We start from the raw sequence: 18331 nt of genomic DNA on the forward strand, positions 1-18331 counted from the left end.
GTGGTCCGTGGAGGTGGCGGTGCGGGTCTTGGCGGGGCGGTACGCGCTGGAGGAGGAGCTCGGGCGCGGCGGGATGGGCGTGGTCCACCGGGCCACCGACCTGGAGCTGGGCCGGGGCGTGGCGGTCAAGCTGCTGCCCGGGCAGTTCGTGCGGCAGCCGGGGTTCCTCGCCCGGTTCCAGCGGGAGGCGCGGTTGGCCGCCGCTCTGTCGCACCCGCACATCGCGGTGGTGCACGACATCGGGCAGGACGACGACACCCCGTACCTGGTCATGGAGCTGGTGGCCGGGCGGACCATGACCGAGGCCGCCGGCGGCGCGGCGATGGCGCCCGAACGGGTGGCGTCCGTGGCGGACGGCGTGCTGGACGCGCTGGAGCACTGCCACGCCCGGGGGATCGTGCACCGCGACATCAAGCCGTCCAACATCATGCTCGACGAGTCGGGTACCCGGTCGCGGGTGAAGGTGATGGACTTCGGCATCGCCCGGCTGCTGTCGGACACCGCCACCCGCCTGACCGCCTCCGGCATGCTCATCGGGACCCCGGCGTACCTGTCGCCCGAGCAGGCCGAGGGCAAGGACACGCTGCCCGCCTCCGACCTCTACTCCCTGGGCTGCGTCCTGTACGAGCTGCTGACGGGCCGCCCCCCGTTCACCGGCGACTCGCCGACCGTGGTGCTGCTCGGCCACCTCCAGCGCACCCCCGAGCCGCCGTCGGCACTGCGCCCCGGCCTCGCCCCGGAATGGGACGGCATCGTCATGACCGCCCTGGCCAAGGCCCCCGAGGACCGCTACGCCTCCGCCGCCGCCATGCGCGCCGCCCTCCGGTCCCTGCCCCCCACCGCCGTCACCGACGTCCCGCCACCCGCCCCCGCCCTCGCCCCGACGCCCGCGCCCGTCCGGGAGCCCGCCCGCAGCCCGGCCGCCGCCGAAGCGAGCCTCCCGTCACCACCGACGGAACTACCGCCCATCCCCCTCCACCCTCCCGCTCCCATCCCGCCGAACGGCGGACACGGCTCCGCGGGGACGGGACCGAACGGCGGGCATGATCTCGCGGGGTCCGGTCCGGGCGGCGGGCACGGCTTCGCGGGGCCCGGATCGGACGGCGGGTACGGCCTCGCGGGGACGGGGGCGGGGAGTCCGACCCGGAGGTCGGACGCGGTGTGGGTGTTCTTCGCGGGGGTCGGCCTGCTGTTCGCAGTGCTGGCCGGGGGCACGTTCGTCGTGGTCGCGGAGACGCGGCATGCCGGTGTTCCCGAGGCGGCCTCTCTGCTGCTGGTCCTCGCCGCCGCGGCCGCGGTGGTGCGGCGGGTGCGGCGGCCCGCCGCGGCGCTCCTCGCCGGGACGCTGCCGGCCTGGCCGTTCTGGATCATCTGGGAGTCCTTCCGGGCGTCCCCCGACCCGTTGTGGATCGTGTCGTACTCCTGCGCGCTGGCGGCGGCCGGAATCGGCGGCGCGCTGGCCATCGGCGGCGGGCTCGCCCGCCGTCCGATCCATCCGCTCCGTCCGGTCTGGGCCGCGCTCGGCTCCCTGGCGGGAGTGGTGGCGGCCACCGGGCTTCTCGACTTCCACCCGCGCCTGTTCGCGCCCGTCCTGGTGGCTTGCGCCGTGACGGTCCCCGTCATCGGCCTGTCGGCCTTCCTCCGCTCGCCGTGGGCGACGGTGGCGGCGGCCGCAGGCTGGCTGGCGGCCGTACCGCTGTACTCCTCCCTGATGCTCGCCTGAGGACGCGCCGGGCTGCACGGCCGGCAGGGCGGGCCCTGCCGGCCGCCGTGCGGGCGGCCGACAGGGCCGGAGAAGGGGCCTCGGGGGCCTGGCGGCTATGGCTGGGGGGAAAGGCGGTTGATGACGCCCAGGCGGTTCATGGCGTTCATCTGGGCGATGGTCGCGACGAGGGCGGCGAGCAGCTCCTGCGGGTAGTGGGCGGCGGCCTCCGCCCAGACGGCGTCGGAGACGCCCTCGCCGCCCGGGAGGAGGGTGCCCTCCTCGGCGAGGGCCAGGGCGGCGCGTTCGGCCGGGGTGTAGAAGGGCGACTCGCGCCATGCGGCGACGCCCCAGACGCGCCGGTCGTCCTCGCCGAGCTTCTTCAGGTCGGCACTGTGCAGGTCCACGCAGTAGGCGCAGCCGTTGAGCTGGCTGATGCGCAGGTACAGCAGGTCGATGGTGGCGGCGGGCAGGCCGGACGAGCGGATGTACTTCTCGAGTGAGCCGAGCGCCCGGTAGACGTCGGGGGCGGTGCTCCGCAGATCGATCCTCATGGAAGACTCCTCAGTTTCTCGGGATTCAACTGGATGTCGATCTCGCGGATCCGGCCGTCGAGGACGGTGAAGCCGAAGACGCCGGTGACCGTGCCGTCCAGGACGCGCAGCAGGCCGGGAGCGCCGTTGACCACCGCCGGGACGAACACCGACGTCGCGGCGAACTTCGTCCGCACCCCGACGAGGAAGCGGGCGACCCGTCCGGCGCCGGTCACGGGGTTGCGGGCCGCGCGCACCCGTCCGCCGCCGTCGGTGCGCAGGACGACGTCCGGGTCGAGCACGTCCACCAGCCTCGCCAGGTCGGCGCCGGAGGCGGCTTCGGCGAACAGCGCGACCGCCCGCCGGTGCTCCGCCTCGTCCACGTCGAACCGGGGCGCCCGGGCACGGACATGGCGCCGTGCCCGCGAGGCCAGCTGGCGGCAGGCCTCGGGGGTGCGCCCGACGGCCTCCGCCACTTCGGTGAAGGCCATCCCGAACACGTCGTGCAGCACGAACACCGTGCGTTCGGCCGGGCTCAACGACTCCAGGACGACGTGCAGCGCCAGGCTCATCGACTCGTCCAGCGTCACGCGGTCGGCCGGGTCCGGGGCGGTGACGACGGGCTCGGGCAGCCAGGGCCCGACATACCGCTCCCGGCGGTGCCGCGCCGACTTCAGCACGTCGAGGGCGAGCCGCGACACCGTCACCACCAGCCAGCCCTCGACGTCCCCGTCCACCCCGGCTCGCCACATCCGCAGCCAGGCCTCCTGGACGACGTCCTCGGCCTCGGCCAGGTCGCCGAGCACCCCGTAGGCCACCCGGACGAGCCGGGGCCGCAGCACGTCGAAACCGGTCGCGAGATCGTTCATGTCCCGAGCACGAGACGGGCCCTCGGAGTGTGACATCGGGCGGGAATCAGGGGAGGGCGTCGATGAGTTCGGCGAGCAGCCGGGCGAGGAGGCCGGAGAGGTCGGGGGAGAGGACGGTGAAGCCGTTCGGGCTCACCTCGTAGGTGGAGCCGACGAGGGCGCCGCCGGCGAGGTGGTAGATCTCGCCCTTGGCCGCGCCGAAGGCGAGGAGGCCGCCGCCGCCGTCGGAGCCGAAGACGGTGATGGCGTCCTCGGCCGCGCCGGTCAGACGGGTGGGCTGGGCGCCGTCGAGGACGTCCTCGACGGGGTGGATGAAGAAGCCGTTCGCCACGTCCGGCATGGCGAGCTCCGCGACGCGGCCGTAGAACTCGACGAGCTCGGCGGGGGCTCCCGCGGCGGCCAGGGCCTCAGCGGCGGCGCGGCCGGCCTCGGGGGAGGCCGCCACGAGGCGGTTCTCGCCGGGCGGATAGCCGAATGCCGCCTCGAAACGCCCGTTGAAATCCGCCAGGAGCCCCGACATGCGGTCGGCCCACTCACGGAGTCTCTCGCCACCAATAATCACCGTAACCCCTGTCGATATTCTCGGCGAATTCTTCGATCTGCGCACGGGTCGGGTTCGGATGGGTGTCGCGGAACCACGCCCATTGATTCGTGATGTCCTGGTGCACGTTGGCGCCGCGCGACTTCATCCTACTGCCGGGGATTCCGCGGATGTTCGAGGGCGAGTCGAAGTCGAAGTCCTGGAACTCCGGATGGTCCCGGTACTCCTGCGGAATTCTGTGGTGGGCGTCCCAGTCGTCGGGAAGGCGCTTGTAGCCGTTCTTGGCGAGCCAGGCGTTGAAGCGCCCCCGGTAGTTGGTGAGCTTGATGGTCGGGAACTCGGGGTCGTAGCCCTCGCACGGGTCCTCGTTGTGCGCGAGCACCGGGGTGCCGCCCGCCAGCACGTGGTAGGAGTGCAGGCCCGCGACGGAGAGGTTGTGGACGCGGGCGACCTCGACGTGCCGGGACGACGCCGTCACGGTGACGGGACGGCCGTCGGGAGCGCGCAGCGAGGCGCCCGCCGGGAGGTCCGCCGCGCGCTGCCACGTCCCGGTGTCGTACCGCCAGAACAGGTGGTCGGCGGTGGCGGTGAGCGCGGCGCCGGGCAGCGGTCCGGTGGAGAGCGTGACGAGCCGCTTGGGCCCCTCGCCGGTGATCAGACGGGTGACGGGACGCGGTCCCGAGAGGCGTGCGGCGGGATCGGACGCCCAGACGAGATCGCCGACCCGCACGTCCTCGATGGGTTTGTGCGAACCGTCGGCGAGAAGGACGGGAGTTCCCGGCGGGAAACTGTTGGGGAGATCGCAGAGACCTTTTTTCTCCAGTTTCTCCGCCGCGTCGTCGAGGGCGTCGTCGGCTTTCTTCTTGCGCGCCCGCGCGTCGGAGACCTTGTCCCAGAGCTCTTTGAGCCGTTTGGCGAGTTTGACGGCGCCGGGGATCTTCTTGAGGACCTTGAGGACCTTGCCCCAGGGCACGAGCCCGGCCAGCGCGCTGATGCACGCCACGATGTCGCCCTTGGACAGGCAGTCCTCGATGTCGGTGATGCCGACGACGTCCTTGAGCAGATCGAGGATCTCCTGCTCGACCTCCTCGGACTGGTCGCCGAGGTCGTCGAGCGCCTGCTGGGCGTCGTCCGCCTCCTTCTTCGCGTCGTCGTAGGCCTGCAGGTCCGGATGGACCGGCTGCGCCACCGGACCGACGGCCGTCGGCGGCCCCTCCGCCGCGGGCGCGCCGGGCGCCGGGCCTTCGACGGCGGGGGGCGGCTCCTCCTCCGGGCAGTCCTGGACGTCCGCACCGCCGAAGAGCCGGCAGATCGCGGTGGCCGTGTTCGTCCTGACCTGCTCGGGCAGCGCCACCACGGTGAAGACGGCGGCCAGCGCCGCGACGAGGACGAGGATCGCCCCGTACTCGGCGGCGCTCGCACCTCCATCCCGGCGCAGCCCGGAACGACGTCTGCGACTCAACGGACACCTTCCCCAAGACGGTGGAATGCCGCCTCAAGGGAACCGAAGGTGCAAACAGGGGAGAAGGGCCCGGAGACCTAACCCGGGCCCCGTCACGCGTGTTCGGGTGTCGCGGCGGTCCGGCCGCGGGGGCGGGTGAGGTGGTGGTAGGCGAGGCCGGTGAGGAGGCCCCAGAAGGGGGCGCCTATGCCGAGGGCGGTGATGCCGGAGGCGGAGACGGCCAGGGCGATGACGGCGGACTCGCGGGTGCCGGGGTCCTGGACGGCGGCGTGGAGGGAGGAGGCGAGGGCGGCGAAGAGGGCGAGGCCCGCGACGGACTCGATGAGGAGGGGCGGGGCGGTGGAGACGAAGGAGACGGCCAGGCCCGAGGTGAGGCCGAGGAGCAGGTAGCCGGCGCCGCCGGTGACGGAGGCGATCCAGCGGCGGCCGGGGTCGGGGTGGGCGTCGGGGCCCGCGGCGAGCTGGGCGGTGATGGCGGCGAGGTTGATGGCGTGGCCGCCGAAGGGGGCGCCGAGGACGGTGCCGGCGCCGGTGGTGGTGAGGACGGGGCGCAGGTCGGGGTGGTAGCCGTTGGCGGCCATGACGCTCATGCCGGGGATGTTCTGGGACGCCATCGTCACGATGTACAGGGGGAGGGCGATGCCGATGAGCGCGTTGAGCGAGAGGGCGGGCCACTCGAAGGCCAGGACGGGCGCGTGGCCGCCCAGGGGCGGCGCGCCGGGGGAGCGGGTCAGCCAGATCGCGGCGAGGGCGACGGCGAGCGCGGCGGGGACGGCCCAGACCTTCGTCCGGGTGAAGCGGCCGAGCACCAGCCAGGTCAGGACGACGGGGATCGCGGCGCGCGGGAGTTCGGCGACCGCCTTCACGGGCGCCAGGCACAGCGGCAGCAGGACGCCCGCGAGCATGGCCGACGCCAGCGGCACGGGGATCGCCGCGAGGAGCCGGGCGAGCCGTGCCGACATGCCGGTGAGCACCAGGAGGATCCCGGTGACGGCGAAGGCGCCCAGGGCCTCCCGGTAGGTGATGTCCCGGCCCACGCCGGTCGCCAGCAGGGCCGCGCCGGGCGTCGACCAGGCGATGCTGATCGGCATGCGGTGGCGCAGCCCCAGGTAGACGGCGCTCAGGCCCATCGTCAGCGACAGGACGAGCAGCCCGGACGCGGCCTGCCGCTCGTCGGCGCCGATGGCGCGCAACCCGGCGAGCACCACGGCGAACGAGCTGGCGAAGCCGACGATCGCCAGCACGATCCCGGCGAGCACCGGTTGCAGTCTCACCCGATCCCCCTCGTGAGAGTGTTCCGTTTACGGAACAGCCTAGCCGGGGTGTTCCGTGAACGGAACGGCCGCGGTGTCCGGCATGCTTGGGCACCATGACCGACGGACCGAGCTTCGCCGCCGAGATCGGACGGCGCATCCGCGACCTCCGCCTGGCCCGGGGGATCTCCCTGTCGGAACTGGCGCACCGCGCGTCCGTCGGCAAGGCGACGCTGTCCGCGCTGGAGTCCGGCACCCGCAACCCCACGGTCGAGACGCTGTACGCGATCACGGCGCAGCTGGACGTCCCCCTCGCCGCCGTGCTCACCGACCCGGGCGCGCCCGCGGCCGAGGCCGTCCACGGCGAGTCCGTCACCGCCGAGCTGCTGGAGACGTTCGAGGACGGGGGCTGCATCACCGAGCTCTACCGGCTGCGCATCCGTCCCGGGCGGCGGCAGGTCTCCCCGGCCCATCCCGAAGGCGTCACCGAGCACCTGACGGTCTTCGCCGGCACCGCCCGGGTGGGGCCCCTCGACGCGCCTCTGACCGTTCCCGCCGGGGCGCACGCCTCCTGGCGCTCGGATGTTCCGCACCTCTATGAGGCGGACGGGGAAGTGCACGCGGCGCTGCTCATCCGCCATCCTCGGGGGCGCGGAAAAGGCCATTAATGGCCGTACTCGGACATGGTTTCGGTTCGGCCGTTTCACCGCCCTCCTCTTGACCCTACCGGCCGGTGTGTTCAATAACCGGTGGGAATGGACGGCGGCTGGCCGGTTCGGGACAGGCGATCCGGCCCCAAGGCTCTTTCCTTCCGCGCCCGGGGCTGGTATGGCCGCGCGTTCTCCCAGGTCGACCGGGGTGGAGTGACGTTCTTGCGCCGTTCGACGCTGTTCTCCGGATCCCGTGCGGAGCAGGCCGTCGATTGAATTGTGAAGTAGCGGTTAAACGTGGCTCCGGAGCCCCTGTGTTCCTTTGTCAAGGATCGTTATGTTCCGTTACTCTCGCGGCTGAAAGCCCATCGGGCGGTGAACGGGGCGGAGGTGCGGGGGTTGACGTCTGTGGTCCTTCTGGGTGATTTCCCGACCGTCGGGCTGCGGGGCGCGGCCATGGCGGCGCGGACGCCCCTCACCGGACCGGGACCCGCCGCCGCCCACGACCTCGCCGAACGCCTCGCCCCGCTGCTCGACGGCGGACGCGCGGCCCTCGTGCTCTACCCGTCCTGGCGGGAGCGGACCGACCTGCCCGTCCTGCGGATGGCGCGGAGCCTCCTGGACGCCCGTCGCCTGGCCTTCGGCGAGGTGCCGCTGCCGCCGCTGGCGCTGTCCTTCGTCGCCGACCAGTGCGCCCACCTCGCCCCCCACGTGGAGCCCGGCGTCCTCACCAGCCTGCTGCCCCGCCTGGCCCGCGCCGTGGCCGCCGGCGCCTGGGTCTCCAGCGTCGCCAGGCTCGCGCACGTCAGGACGGGGCTGCGCCAGCACATGCGCTCCTACCTGCCGCGCGCCGGCTTCCTGGTGACGGCCTCCCCCGTCCAGGAGGTGCGGCGCACCACCGGGGAGGACCCGCTCTCGGCCTGGCCCGGCCGCCTCATCGGCCCGGTGCTGATGCTCGCCGCCGACCAGCAGGGCGACCCCGCCTGGGTCAACGACGCGCTCCGCACCTCGCTCGACGCCCGGTCCGTCTCCCTGACGCCCCCGCAACCGGCCTCCGCCGCCTACTGGGGCACCCCGAAGTTCACCGAGTTCGTCGCCTGGTCCGGCCACGCCCAGGCGATGCAGATCCTCGTCCGCGGCATGTCCTGCCGCCCCTGCCCCTGGTGCGGCGAACCCACCGGCCTCCCCGTCTGCGCCTTCTGCCGCGCCGCCCAGCCCCCGGGCACCGCCGTCCCCCAGCCCGACCTGCCCGACCTGTGGACCACGGCCCCGCCCCCCGCCCCCGAGCCCGCCCCGCCCCTGCCCGTTCCAGCGCCGCCCGTTTCAGCATCGTTCGTGCCCGGTCCTCCCGAGGCCGCGCCGTTCGTGCCCGGGCCTCCTCCGACGGCCGAGCCCGCGTACGGTCCGCCCGTGCCCTGGGGGTCCAAGCCCGCGGGCAACGGGCTTCCCGCGCCCGAGGCCTTCCGGGAGCAGGCGCCCGTGCCGCCGCAACCCGCGCCCGTGCCGCCACCGCAGCTCGCAGCCGGGCCGCCGCCGCGGCCCGCGGCCGTGCCGCCGGGGCGGGAGGTGGTGCGGCAGGACGAGCCGGAGGCGCAGGACCCCGAGGTGACCAGGCCGGAGCCGCTGCCGCCTCCGGCGCGTCCGCCGTCGTTCGGGTCGCCGGCCGTGCCGCCGCGGCCGGAGATCCCCAGCCACCAGCCGTAACCCCCCAGACCCCCCAGGAGCTCCCCCATGAACCCCCGCCAGCGAAGAGGCGTCCTGCTCATGGCCGTCGCGGTGGTCGGCGCCGTAGTGGTCTTCTTCATGGTGGCCAACTTCCTCGGCCAGGTCCGCGCCGAGGTCGGTTCCAAGATCGAGGTGCTGCGGCTCAAGCAGGCGGTGCCCGCCTACACCACGCTGACCAGCGACATGTTCGAGCCGGTCAAGGTGCCGCGCAAGTGGACGCCCCAGACGATGATCGGCGACCCGAAGGAGCTGTCGGGCCAGGTGGCCGCCACCGACCTGCCCTCGGGCGCCTACCTGCAGCAGGGCATGGTGATGCCCGCGCCGCTGCTGCAGCCCGGCCAGCGGGAGATCGCGATCCTCATCGACGCCGAGACGGGCGTCGCGGGCAAGGTCAACCCCGGCTCGATCGTCGACATCTACGCCACGTTCCCGGCGGCCCAGAACGCCAAGGCCTGCGCCAAGCGCGTCATCCGCACCGCCCGCGTCATCCAGGTGGGGCAGCAGACCGAGCAGCGCGACGCGCGCAACGCCGAGGTCAACGCGGTCGTGCCGATCACCTTCGCGCTGAGCAGCACCGACAGCCTGAAGCTGACGTACGCCGAGAGCTTCGCCACCAAGGTGCGGCTGGCGCTGGTCGGCGGCCAGGACACCCAGGCCCCGCCGCAGGGCGAGGTCTGCGACGCGACGGCGGCCAAGTGATGAACGGCGAACTGCGCATCCTGCTGGGCACCGAGGACCGGGAGCTGGCCGCACGGCTCGCCGCCCAGTTCCAGGAGCTGTCCGACCTCCAGCTCGTCGGGGTCGAGGCGCACTCCGACGCGCTGATCGGCGCGGTGGCCACGCTGACGGACCTGGACGTGGTGCTGCTGCACCAGAACCTCGGCCCGCTCCCGGCCTTCGACGCCATCCGCGAGCTGGGCGCCCGATACCCGCAGCTGGCCGTCGTCCTCATCGCCGACGAGGCGACCGCCGAGGTGTACGCGTCGGCGATGGGCGTCGGAGCGCGCGGCGTCATCTCCGACGATCCGACGCTCGCCGAGCTGCAGAACCGCCTGCAGACGGCCGGCGAGTGGTCGCGGACGATGCGGAGGCACTTCGACTCCTCCTACAACAGCCCCATGCCGGGACGGCTCGGCACGATGCTGGCGGTGTGCGGAGCCAAGGGGGGGACGGGCGCGACGACGCTCGCCGTCCATCTCGCGATCGCCGTCACGTACGGCAAGCGCAGCGTCTGCCTCGTCGACATGGACCTGCAGAAGGGCGACGTCCCCACGTACCTGGACGTGCAGCACCGCCGGAGCATCGCCGACCTCGTCCGCGCCGCCGACGATCTGGACGGCGCGATCCTCTCCGAGGCGCTGTTCGTCCACAAGGACGGCCCGCATCTGCTGCTCGCGCCCGAGCAGGGCGAGCTGGCCGAGGACGTCACGGCCCGCGCGGCCCGCCAGATCCTCGCCGCCCTGCGCTCCCGCTACGACGTGGTCGTCGTCGACTGCGGCTCGCACGTCACGGACGGCACGGCCACCGCCGTGGAACTCGCGGACACCGTCGTCGTCGCCGTGACGCCCGACCTCCCGGCCATCCGTTCGGCCAAACGCCTGGTGAAGATGTGGCGCCGCCTCCAGATCCGCAAGGAGGAGGACGTCGTCGCAGTGCTCAACCGGCACGACAAACGCAACGAGATCCAGCCCGATCTGGCCCGCAAGATGCTCGGCCTCTCCCTGCTGGACACCACGCTCCCGGCGGCCTTCCGCGGCCTGGAGGAGGCCGCCAACACCGGCGTCCCGCTGGACGTCAAGGACGCGGGGTTCCGCAAGGCCGTGGGCGCGCTCGCCCGGGAGACGGGGCTGCTGGACAAGCGCAAGGAGGACCCCGAGAAGAAGGACGCCGGCGCGGCCGTCGCGGAGTTCGCCGCGATCATCCCGCTGATCGGCCTCCTGGGCCTGCTGGTCGCGCAGGCGATCGTCACGGGCCTCACTTCCATGTACGCCTCGCACGCCGTCAACGAGGCCGCCCGCGCCGTCGCGGTCCTCGGCTACGACGATCCGGCGAGCCAGGCGGAGGTCCGCGAACGCACCGTGAAGCGCATCACCGGCCGCTGGGGCAACCAGGACCACCTCACCCTGACCGTCCAAGGCGACGACGCGAAGGTCGCCATCGACACCCCGTTCCTGCTTCCGGGCCTGCGCACCGGCTTCGACGTCACCGCGGAGGCGAAGATCGTGCCGGAGGGGGACTGATGCGTCGGGACCGGGGGGCGGCGGCCGTGGAGTACGCGGCGATGTTCCCCCTCGCCACACTCCTCATCCTGTTCCTTTTCGAAGCGCTGATGACGTCGCTGAGCGTCGAGCGGGTGGAGAACGCCGTGCGCACGGGAGCGCGTACCGCCTCGCAGAACCACGCCGTAGGCGCCTGCGTCCCCGCGGCTCACGCGGCGATGCCGGGCTGGCTGAACGACAAAGTCGTCACCGCGGCCGCCACGGACGGCGGCGTGAAGTGCTCGGTGCAGGCCGATGTCCCGCTGCTGTGGCCCGGCGTCCCGTTCGAGTTCACCGTTCAACGCAGCGTCACCATGCCGATGGGGTAGCCGATGGCACTCAAGGACAGACTCGAAGACGACCGGCAGGCCGACGAACGCGTCAGCCGCGCCGGGGTGGCGCACTGGCGGCAGCGGCTCCTGGAGGAGATCAACCTCGACGAGCTCGCGTCCCTCACCATGGCCCAGCGCCGGGCCCGCCTGGAGAAGGTCAGCGGCCACCTCATCGCCCGCGAGGGCCCCGTCCTGTCGGCGGGCGAACGCGCCGCGCTGATCCGCCGCGTCGTCGACGAGGCGCTCGGGCTGGGCGTGCTGGAACCGCTCCTGGCCGACGAGAGCATCACCGAGATCATGGTGAACGGCCCGGACCACATCTTCGTGGAGCGCGCGGGCCAGGTGCAGCGCATCGACACCACCTTCACCAGCGTCGAGCAGCTCTACCAGACCATCGACCGCATCGTCGCCCTGGTCAACCGCCGCGTCGACGAGTCCAGCCCGATGGTCGACGCCCGCCTCCCCACGGGCGAACGCGTCAACGTCATCATCCCGCCGCTGTCCCTGGCCGGGCCGATCCTCACCATCCGCCGCTTCCCCCGCGCCTACACCATCGAGGAACTGGCCGAAGGCGGCGCGATGGACGCCCCCACGGGCATGCTGCTGGCGTCGTTCGTCCGCGCCCGCATGAACCTCGTCATCTCCGGCGGCACCGGCACCGGCAAGACGACGATGCTGAACGCGCTGTCGGCGTTCGTCCCCGGCCACGAGCGCATCGTCACCATCGAGGACTCCGCCGAGCTCCAGCTCAAGCAGGAGCACGTCATCCCGCTGGAGTCCCGGCCGCCCAACATCGAGGGCAGGGGCCAGATCACCATCCGCGACCTGGTCCGCAACGCGCTGCGCATGCGCCCCGACCGCATCATCGTCGGCGAGGTCCGCGGCGGCGAGACCCTCGACATGATCCAGGCGATGAACACCGGCCACGACGGCTCACTCGTCACCGTCCACGCCAACAGCGCCGAGGACGCGGTGTACCGGCTGCAGACCCTGGCGAGCATGAGCGACGTCAAACTGCCGTACGAGGCGATCCGCGACCAGATCAACAACGCGATCGACGTCATCGTGCACCTGATGCGCGGCCCCGACGGCTCCCGGCGGATCGGGGAGATCTCCGTGGTCGCGGGACGGCGCGAGGCCTTCGGCCTGAAGAAGGTCATGCGGTTCCAGGCGGACCCCATCGGCCCCGACCGGACGGTGCGGGGCGAGTTCCGGCACGAGCCGCTGCCGGTCGTCGTGGCGGACCGGCTGCTGGCGGTGGGGGAGAACGTCCCCGGACGGTTCGGAGTCGAAGCATGAGCCCTCAGGCGATCCTCGCGGCCCTCGCGGTGACGCTGGTCTTCGTGGTCCTGGCCCTCCGGGAGCTGCACGAGGGGTGGCGGCAGCGCCGCCGCCTGCTGGCGAGCCGGGCGCTCCTCGGCGAAGAGCGGAAGATCATCGGTCTGTGGGAGAGCCTCGACGCCCGGCTGCGCCGCACCGAACCCGGCCGCAGCCTCTCGCGGAGGCTGACGGCGGCCGGCGTACGCATCTCGGCCTCGCTGTTCCTGCTGCTGATGGCGGTCGGCGTCGTCGTCGCCGTGCTGTTCATCAGCTCGTGGATCGCGCCGCTGTTCGGTGTGGCGGCCGCAGCGGCCGTCATCATGCTGTTCTTCGGCTACTTGAACCGGCGCGAGGAGCAGCGCAAGGAGGAGTTCATCGCCCAGCTTCCCGAGCTGGCCAGGGTGCTCTCCAACGCCACCAACGCCGGCCTCGTCCTGCGCACCGCCGTCGAGATCGCCGCGGACGAGCTCGCCGACCCGGCGGGAGCGGAACTGAAACGCACCGCCGACGCCCTCAAGCTCGGCCAGCCCGTCGAGGAGGCGCTGCGCGACCTCGGTGAACGGCTGCCTTCCCGGGAGCTGGCCGTGCTGGTGTCCACGCTGGTGGTGTCGGCGCGGGCGGGAGGCTCGCTCGTGACGGCCCTGCGCACCATCGCCGACACCCTCGAAGATCGCAAGGAGATCCGGCGGGAAGTGAAAACGATCATGGGTGAGGCGGTCGTCAGCAACTGGGCGATCGGCGCGATGGGCCTGGGCTCGCTGGTGATGGTGAACCTCATCCAGCCGGGAGCGCTGCGTTCCATGAGCGAGAACACGATAGGCCAGGTCCTGCTCGGCCTCTCGGCCACCCTGTTCGTCTCCTCCATCCTCATCATCCGCAGGATCACGCGGATCGACGTCTGAGCAGGAGCCATGTTCATTCTCGGGATCTCACTGGCCTCCGCCCTCCTGGTCACGACGGCGGTGTGGGGGGCCGCGCTCTACACGCAGGGCGACCGCGTGGTGCCGGGAGAACTGCCCCTGCCCGCGCCCAAGGCCAGGACCGAGAGCGTCTTCATCCTCAACCGCATCGCCGACGTGATCGGAAGGCCCTTCACCGGCCTGGCGCTGGAGATGCTCGCGCCCTGGCGCGCCGGTATCCGCAGGCGCATCGACGCGGCCGGACGTCCGGGCGGGATGACCGTCGAGTCCTACGCGCGGCAGACGGCGGGCATGGTCGTCATGTTCGGCGGGCTCGGCGTCCTGCTGCTCCTTCTGGACAACACGGTGGTCGCGGCCTTCACCCTCGTCGCCGCGTTCCAGAACGAGTTCCTGCTCTACGGCCGGTCCCGGACCCGCCAGGACGAGATCGAGCGGGGACTGCCCGATTTCCTCGACGTGCTGGCCGTCACCGTGACGGCGGGGCTGAGCTTCCGGTCCGCGCTCGGCCGGGTGGTGGAGAGCATGCCCGGAGCCCTCGCCGAGGAGTTCCTCATCGCCCTGCGCCAGATGGAGCTGGGCACCCCGCGCAGGGAGGCGTTCGAGGATCTGCGGGAGCGCAACGACTCCCCGGCCATCGGCCAGTTCGTCACCGCCCTGCTGCAGGCCGAGGAGCTCGGCGCGCCGCTGAGCACGTCGCTCATGGACATCGCGACCGACATGCGCAGGGAGTCGGCGCAGTGGGCCAGGCGCCGTGCCCAGCGGATCACCCCCAGGATCACGGCGGTGACCACCGCGCTGACCCTGCCGGCGATGATGCTGGTGATCGTCGGGGCGCTGTTCTTCGGTTCGGGATTGGACCTCGGTGGCGTCTTCGGCTGAGCGGAGGGTCCGGCTCGCCCGCGACGCGCTCACCTCCCGGCTGGGAGCGATGGTCCGCCTGCTCATGCAGGTGCGGCTGCTGCTGGCGGCGATCTCGGTGCTCTTCCTGTCCGTGGAGGAGCTGCGGATCGAGACGCTGTCGCTGCTGGCCTTCGTGGCGCTGTTCTCCTGGCTGGCCGCGCGCTACTGGGACGTCCTGGTGCCCTGGGCCCTGGCCTACCCGGTGCTGGCCTGGGCGGACGTGGCGGTCTCCTTCGCGGTGCTGGGGATCAGCGGGCAGGACGGCCCGTTCTTCCTCTTCACGCTGGTGAACGCGGCGGTCGCCGGCCTGCTGTACCGCTGGCCGGGCATGGTCGTCATGTGCCTGTTCGAGATCGGCTGCTACTACCTGATCCTCTGGGGCGACCCGGGGGAAGAGGCCACCTTCCAGACCGTCGTGGGCCAGCCGTCGTACTACCTGCTGCTGGGGTTCTGCGGTGTGGCGCTGCGCCGCCTGCTGGAAGAGCAGGCGGCGCAGGAGAAGGCGCGGAGGGCGGCCGAGGTGAACGCCGCCGCATGGGCGGAGCGCACGAGACTGGCCAGGGAGATGCACGATTCGCTGGCCAAGACGCTGCGCGGTGTGGCGTTGCGCGCCGCGGCGCTGCCGCTGTGGGTGGAACGGGACGCGCGGCGGGCGGTGGAGGAGTCGGAGCAGCTGGTGGCCGCCGTCGAGATCGCCTCCCGGGAGGCCAGGGAGCTCCTCGTCGAGCTGAGGGACGGCCGGCTCTCGCGGCCGCTGGCGGAGGTCGTCCAGGAGATCGCCGAGGAGTGGGGCGCCGAGCACGGCGTCAAGGTGGAGTGCGCGTTCGACGCGGAGGTGGAGCTCGAACCCCTCACCAGGCACGAACTGCATTCGATCCTGCACGAGTCCCTGACGAACACGGCGCGTCACGCGCGGGCGGAGCGGGTCCGCGTCCGGCTCGTCCTCGACGATTCCACGGCCGTGCTGACGATCGAGGACGACGGCGTGGGATTCACTCCGGCGGAGCCCCGCGAGCTCGCGCGCGGAGGCCACTACGGGCTGATCGGGCTGAGCGAGCGGGCCGAACGGGTCGGCGGACGGCTCGAGGTACAAGGGCGGCCGGGCGACGGCACGACCGTGACGGCGAGGCTTCCCCTCTTCCAGGACGCCATGACGAGAAAGGCGGTCTAGATGAGTGCTCCCCGGGTGATGGTGGTCGACGACAACCTGGTCGTCCGCTCCGGACTCGTGTCGCTGCTCGAGGCCTCCGGGCTGACCGTGGTGGGCGAGGCCGGCGACGGGGAGACCGCCACCGAGCTCGTCGAGCGGCTCCGCCCCGACCTGGTCCTGCTGGACGTCCAGATGCCGCTACTCGACGGGGTGTCCGCCTGCGAGCGGATCAGCCGGATCAGCCGCGTCGTCATGCTGACCTACACCCAGGACCCGGAGGTGGTCCGGAACGCGCTGAACAACGGCGCGGTCGGCTACCTCGTCCACGGGGCCTTCACCGCGCAGGAGCTCGCCGACGCCGTCCACGCCGCGCTGGACGGCGGAAACCCGCTCTCGCCCCCCGCGGTCTCCGCCCTGGTCGGTCTGGTCAGGGCCGAACCCGTCCCGCCGCAGCCCCGCCGGGAGCCCGAGGAGTACGGCCTGTCGGCCCGCGAGGTCGACGTCATCAACCTCGTGGCCCAGGGCCGCTCCAACGGGGAGATCGCCGGTCTGCTCTTCCTCTCGGAGAAGACCGTGAAGAACCACATCAACCGGATCTACGCCAAGCTCGGCGTGGTCTCCCGGGGCGCCGCGATCGCCACCTGGCTGGGCACCATCGACCGCAGGGAGAATGCGCCGTGAGCCGTTTCCGCACGGCGGGGGCCCAAGCTTTCCTGGGCCCCCGGAGTTGGGTCTCCGGGCCCTGTTTCGCGGGGATCGACTTGTTTACCTTTTCCTGCAGAGCGCGCCTGAGGCGGACCTCTCTGAAGGAGAAAAATGAACCCTCTGATTCCCCTGTTCGTCACCCTGCAGACCTTCGCCTACGACCGGCTCGAGCGTTTCCAGGAGCGGGAGGACCGCGGCGCCGGCGTCGTGGAGTACGCCGCGCTGCTGGTCCTGGCGGGTGCGCTGGTCGCCGCCCTGTTCAGCGCCGGTCTCGTCCAGAAGCTGACCACGGCGGTGACCACGGCGGTCGGGCAGCTTTTCGGCACGCCGACCTGACAGAAGCCGCGTTCGGCCCGAGCCCGTGGTGGTGGAACCGTGAAAACGGTTCCACCACCATTTTTTGATTGGAGGAGAAACCGGTGAAGAGATTCCTACCGTTCCGCGGCGCGGGAATCCGCGCCGCGGCCGTCGGCACCGCCGCCGTCGTTCTCGCCGCGGGTTGCAGCGGTGACGGCGGGAACGAGCGCGAGCCGAAGCCGGGCCCCGGTTCGCCGAACCCCTCCTCCACGGCCGGGCCCCTGCAGGTCCAGCGGGTGGAGCTGCAGAGCGGCCCCGCCCGGCTGGAACTGCTCGCCCTCGGCCGGACGGACGGCGGCAGGGTCACCGCGCACTTCCGCCTGGTCTCCGAGACCAGGCCGCAGGGATACTTCGGCTCCTCCTTCACCTACCTCGACGACAAGGGCTTCGACATCGGGGGGATCTCGCTGGTCGACGCCGTCGGGAACAAGCTCTACTTCCCGTTGCGCACCACCACCGGTGAGTGCCTGTGCACCACTTTCGAGCCGGGGCGGCTTCCCGAAAGCGGATCGGTGGACCTGTACGCGGTGTATCCGGCGCCGCCGGACGAGGTGAAGAGCGTGACGGTGCGGGCCCCTCTCACGACGCCTTTCCACGATGTCGCGCTGGCGAGCGGTCCGGCGGTCGAGGCCTCGGCGCTGCCGGTGGACCCGGCGACCGCCGATCTCGCCGCGCCGGTCATCCGGCCTCTGGTGAGCCACGCCGAGGGCCTGGAGCAGTCGACGGACGAGGAGGGGGAGGACAAGAGGGTGCGCATCTCCGCGGACGTGCTCTTCGCCGTCGACAAGGCCGACCTGGGCCCGGCCGCGCAGCGGATCCTCAAGAACGTCGCCGGGCAGATCGACGCCTCCTCCGACGACGTGGTCGAGGTCGACGGGCACACCGACGACACGGGCACGCCCCAGCACAACCAGGACCTGTCGAGGCGACGGGCGGAGGCGGTGGTGAAGGCGCTCGAAGGGCTGGTGACCAGGACCGGAGTGAAGTTCCAGGCCCGAGGGCACGGGGAGACCGACCCCGTGGCCCCCAACGGCAGCGCGGAGGGCCGCCGGCTGAACCGCCGGGTGGCCGTCGCCTTCCTGCGTCCGGCTCCGGCCCGCCCGTCCGCTCCGCCGGCGGCGCCTGGAAGCGGGGCGTTCCAGGAGTCGTCCCCGCCCCCGGTCGTCGGCACGCTGCGTCCGAAGGCCCCGGCCGGCGCCGTCGCCCCCGTGCCGGAGGTCGAGACCCTCCAGTACGACGTCAACGCCGTCCACCGGGACTCCGCCGGCCTGGTCAGCCTGGTGTGGAGCGTCACCAACAAGGGGAGCGGGGAGATCAACCTCAACGCCAGCTTCAGCGCGTGGCTCACCGACCGCTACAAGATCGTCTCCACCAGCGGTGTCTCCCTCGTCGACCCGGCCGCGAAGGTCCGCTACGGACCCCTCCGCGACGACGCGGGCGTCTGCCTGTGCTTCCAGGGCAACCTGTCCGGCAACTACTCGCTCGCACCCGGTGAGAAGGTCACCTACGGCAGTCTCTACAAGCTCCCCGCGGACCTGGAGACCGTCGACGTAGAGATCCCCTTCTACTCGTCCGCCAGCACCATCGAGAACCTGCGGGTCGACTGACCCGGATCCGCTCACGCGAGGCCCTCGGCCATGGCGGCGGGGGCCGG

General features: G+C 72.2%; 18 protein-coding genes. 13 read left to right on the plus strand and 5 right to left on the minus strand.

What is annotated here, in order from left to right; all coding sequences use genetic code 11:
• Nucleotides 1-19 precede the first annotated feature (19 nt).
• Nucleotides 20-1723 (plus strand): protein kinase domain-containing protein, encoded by a 1704-nt coding sequence (locus ABD140_RS30660; RefSeq protein ID WP_344244675.1) that lies wholly within the window; start codon nt 20-22, stop codon nt 1721-1723.
• A 95-nt stretch (nt 1724-1818) separates the two neighbouring features.
• On the opposite strand, the gene ABD140_RS30665 is transcribed toward ABD140_RS30660, so the two are convergent.
• The 5 genes from ABD140_RS30665 to ABD140_RS30685 form a co-directional block, all read right to left on the minus strand.
• The gene (locus ABD140_RS30665) at nt 1819-2256 is read right to left on the minus strand and encodes a carboxymuconolactone decarboxylase family protein (protein ID WP_344244677.1); all 438 of its coding nucleotides are present in this window, start codon (nt 2254-2256) and stop codon (nt 1819-1821) included.
• Nucleotides 2253-3104, minus strand: a complete 852-nt coding sequence (sigJ, locus tag ABD140_RS30670; RefSeq protein ID WP_344244679.1) for an RNA polymerase sigma factor SigJ — start codon at nt 3102-3104, stop codon at nt 2253-2255. The genes ABD140_RS30665 and sigJ overlap by 4 nt, the downstream gene beginning before the upstream one ends.
• A gap of 46 nt (nt 3105-3150) precedes the next feature.
• Nucleotides 3151-3624 carry a hypothetical protein gene (locus ABD140_RS30675; protein ID WP_344244681.1) on the minus strand — a complete coding sequence of 158 codons (474 nt, stop codon included), beginning with the start codon at nt 3622-3624 and terminating at the stop codon, nt 3151-3153.
• 13 nt (nt 3625-3637) lie between these two features.
• On the minus strand, nt 3638-5107 hold the full coding sequence (locus ABD140_RS30680; RefSeq protein ID WP_344244683.1) for a Hint domain-containing protein: 1470 nt from the start codon (nt 5105-5107) through the stop codon (nt 3638-3640).
• Between the two features lie 92 nt (nt 5108-5199).
• Nucleotides 5200-6381: a benzoate/H(+) symporter BenE family transporter gene (locus tag ABD140_RS30685; RefSeq protein ID WP_344244685.1), complete on the minus strand. Its 1182-nt coding sequence runs from the start codon at nt 6379-6381 to the stop codon at nt 5200-5202.
• Between the two features lie 95 nt (nt 6382-6476).
• Between ABD140_RS30685 and ABD140_RS30690 the strand changes: the two genes are divergently transcribed.
• The 12 genes from ABD140_RS30690 to ABD140_RS30745 all read left to right on the plus strand — a co-directional run bounded on the left by ABD140_RS30690 (nt 6477) and on the right by ABD140_RS30745 (nt 18284).
• A complete protein-coding gene (locus ABD140_RS30690) occupies nt 6477-7028 on the plus strand; it encodes a helix-turn-helix domain-containing protein (RefSeq protein WP_344244687.1) in 552 nt (183 codons plus the stop codon).
• A gap of 381 nt (nt 7029-7409) precedes the next feature.
• Nucleotides 7410-8714 carry a hypothetical protein gene (locus ABD140_RS30695; RefSeq protein WP_344244689.1) on the plus strand — a complete coding sequence of 435 codons (1305 nt, stop codon included), beginning with the start codon at nt 7410-7412 and terminating at the stop codon, nt 8712-8714.
• A 27-nt stretch (nt 8715-8741) separates the two neighbouring features.
• A complete protein-coding gene (cpaB, locus tag ABD140_RS30700) occupies nt 8742-9434 on the plus strand; it encodes a Flp pilus assembly protein CpaB (RefSeq protein ID WP_344244691.1) in 693 nt (230 codons plus the stop codon).
• Nucleotides 9434-10975: a CpaE/TadZ family protein gene (locus ABD140_RS30705; RefSeq protein ID WP_344244693.1), complete on the plus strand. Its 1542-nt coding sequence runs from the start codon at nt 9434-9436 to the stop codon at nt 10973-10975. The genes cpaB and ABD140_RS30705 overlap by 1 nt, the downstream gene beginning before the upstream one ends.
• Nucleotides 10975-11322 (plus strand): TadE/TadG family type IV pilus assembly protein, encoded by a 348-nt coding sequence (locus ABD140_RS30710; RefSeq protein WP_344244695.1) that lies wholly within the window; start codon nt 10975-10977, stop codon nt 11320-11322. Before ABD140_RS30705 ends, ABD140_RS30710 begins: the two co-directional genes overlap by 1 nt.
• Nucleotides 11323-11325: 3 nt before the next feature.
• Entirely contained in the window at nt 11326-12624 is a 1299-nt protein-coding gene (locus tag ABD140_RS30715; protein ID WP_344244697.1) for a TadA family conjugal transfer-associated ATPase, read from the plus strand.
• Nucleotides 12621-13547, plus strand: coding sequence for a type II secretion system F family protein (locus ABD140_RS30720; protein WP_344244699.1), 927 nt, complete (start codon nt 12621-12623; stop codon nt 13545-13547). The genes ABD140_RS30715 and ABD140_RS30720 overlap by 4 nt, the downstream gene beginning before the upstream one ends.
• A gap of 9 nt (nt 13548-13556) precedes the next feature.
• Nucleotides 13557-14444, plus strand: coding sequence for a type II secretion system F family protein (locus ABD140_RS30725; protein WP_344244701.1), 888 nt, complete (start codon nt 13557-13559; stop codon nt 14442-14444).
• A complete protein-coding gene (locus ABD140_RS30730) occupies nt 14428-15636 on the plus strand; it encodes a sensor histidine kinase (RefSeq protein ID WP_344244703.1) in 1209 nt (402 codons plus the stop codon). The genes ABD140_RS30725 and ABD140_RS30730 overlap by 17 nt, the downstream gene beginning before the upstream one ends.
• On the plus strand, nt 15637-16296 hold the full coding sequence (locus ABD140_RS30735; RefSeq protein WP_344244705.1) for a response regulator: 660 nt from the start codon (nt 15637-15639) through the stop codon (nt 16294-16296). It begins immediately after the preceding gene.
• Between the two features lie 135 nt (nt 16297-16431).
• Complete coding sequence (locus ABD140_RS30740; protein ID WP_344244707.1) at nt 16432-16656, plus strand: hypothetical protein; 225 nt, start codon at nt 16432-16434, stop codon at nt 16654-16656.
• A gap of 83 nt (nt 16657-16739) precedes the next feature.
• Entirely contained in the window at nt 16740-18284 is a 1545-nt protein-coding gene (locus tag ABD140_RS30745) for an OmpA family protein (RefSeq protein ID WP_344244710.1), read from the plus strand.
• The last annotated feature ends 47 nt before the right edge of the window (nt 18285-18331 follow it).

This window comes from Actinocorallia libanotica, assembly GCF_039525175.1.
In the GTDB taxonomy this organism is placed as follows: domain Bacteria; phylum Actinomycetota; class Actinomycetes; order Streptosporangiales; family Streptosporangiaceae; genus Actinocorallia; species Actinocorallia libanotica.

What these genes read in the sequence shown, in the direction of transcription:
- ABD140_RS30665 (WP_344244677.1), bottom strand. Translation starts at nt 2,256, where the DNA reads ATGAGGATCGATCTGCGGAGCACCGCCCCCGACGTCTACCGGGCGCTC.
- sigJ (WP_344244679.1), bottom strand. Translation starts at nt 3,104, where the DNA reads ATGAACGATCTCGCGACCGGTTTCGACGTGCTGCGGCCCCGGCTCGTC.
- ABD140_RS30675 (WP_344244681.1), bottom strand. Translation starts at nt 3,624, where the DNA reads ATGTCGGGGCTCCTGGCGGATTTCAACGGGCGTTTCGAGGCGGCATTC.
- ABD140_RS30690 (WP_344244687.1), top strand. Translation starts at nt 6,477, where the DNA reads ATGACCGACGGACCGAGCTTCGCCGCCGAGATCGGACGGCGCATCCGC.
- cpaB (WP_344244691.1), top strand. Translation starts at nt 8,742, where the DNA reads ATGAACCCCCGCCAGCGAAGAGGCGTCCTGCTCATGGCCGTCGCGGTG.
- ABD140_RS30705 (WP_344244693.1), top strand. Translation starts at nt 9,434, where the DNA reads ATGAACGGCGAACTGCGCATCCTGCTGGGCACCGAGGACCGGGAGCTG.
- ABD140_RS30710 (WP_344244695.1), top strand. Translation starts at nt 10,975, where the DNA reads ATGCGTCGGGACCGGGGGGCGGCGGCCGTGGAGTACGCGGCGATGTTC.
- ABD140_RS30715 (WP_344244697.1), top strand. Translation starts at nt 11,326, where the DNA reads ATGGCACTCAAGGACAGACTCGAAGACGACCGGCAGGCCGACGAACGC.
- ABD140_RS30720 (WP_344244699.1), top strand. Translation starts at nt 12,621, where the DNA reads ATGAGCCCTCAGGCGATCCTCGCGGCCCTCGCGGTGACGCTGGTCTTC.
- ABD140_RS30725 (WP_344244701.1), top strand. Translation starts at nt 13,557, where the DNA reads ATGTTCATTCTCGGGATCTCACTGGCCTCCGCCCTCCTGGTCACGACG.
- ABD140_RS30735 (WP_344244705.1), top strand. Translation starts at nt 15,637, where the DNA reads ATGAGTGCTCCCCGGGTGATGGTGGTCGACGACAACCTGGTCGTCCGC.
- ABD140_RS30740 (WP_344244707.1), top strand. Translation starts at nt 16,432, where the DNA reads ATGAACCCTCTGATTCCCCTGTTCGTCACCCTGCAGACCTTCGCCTAC.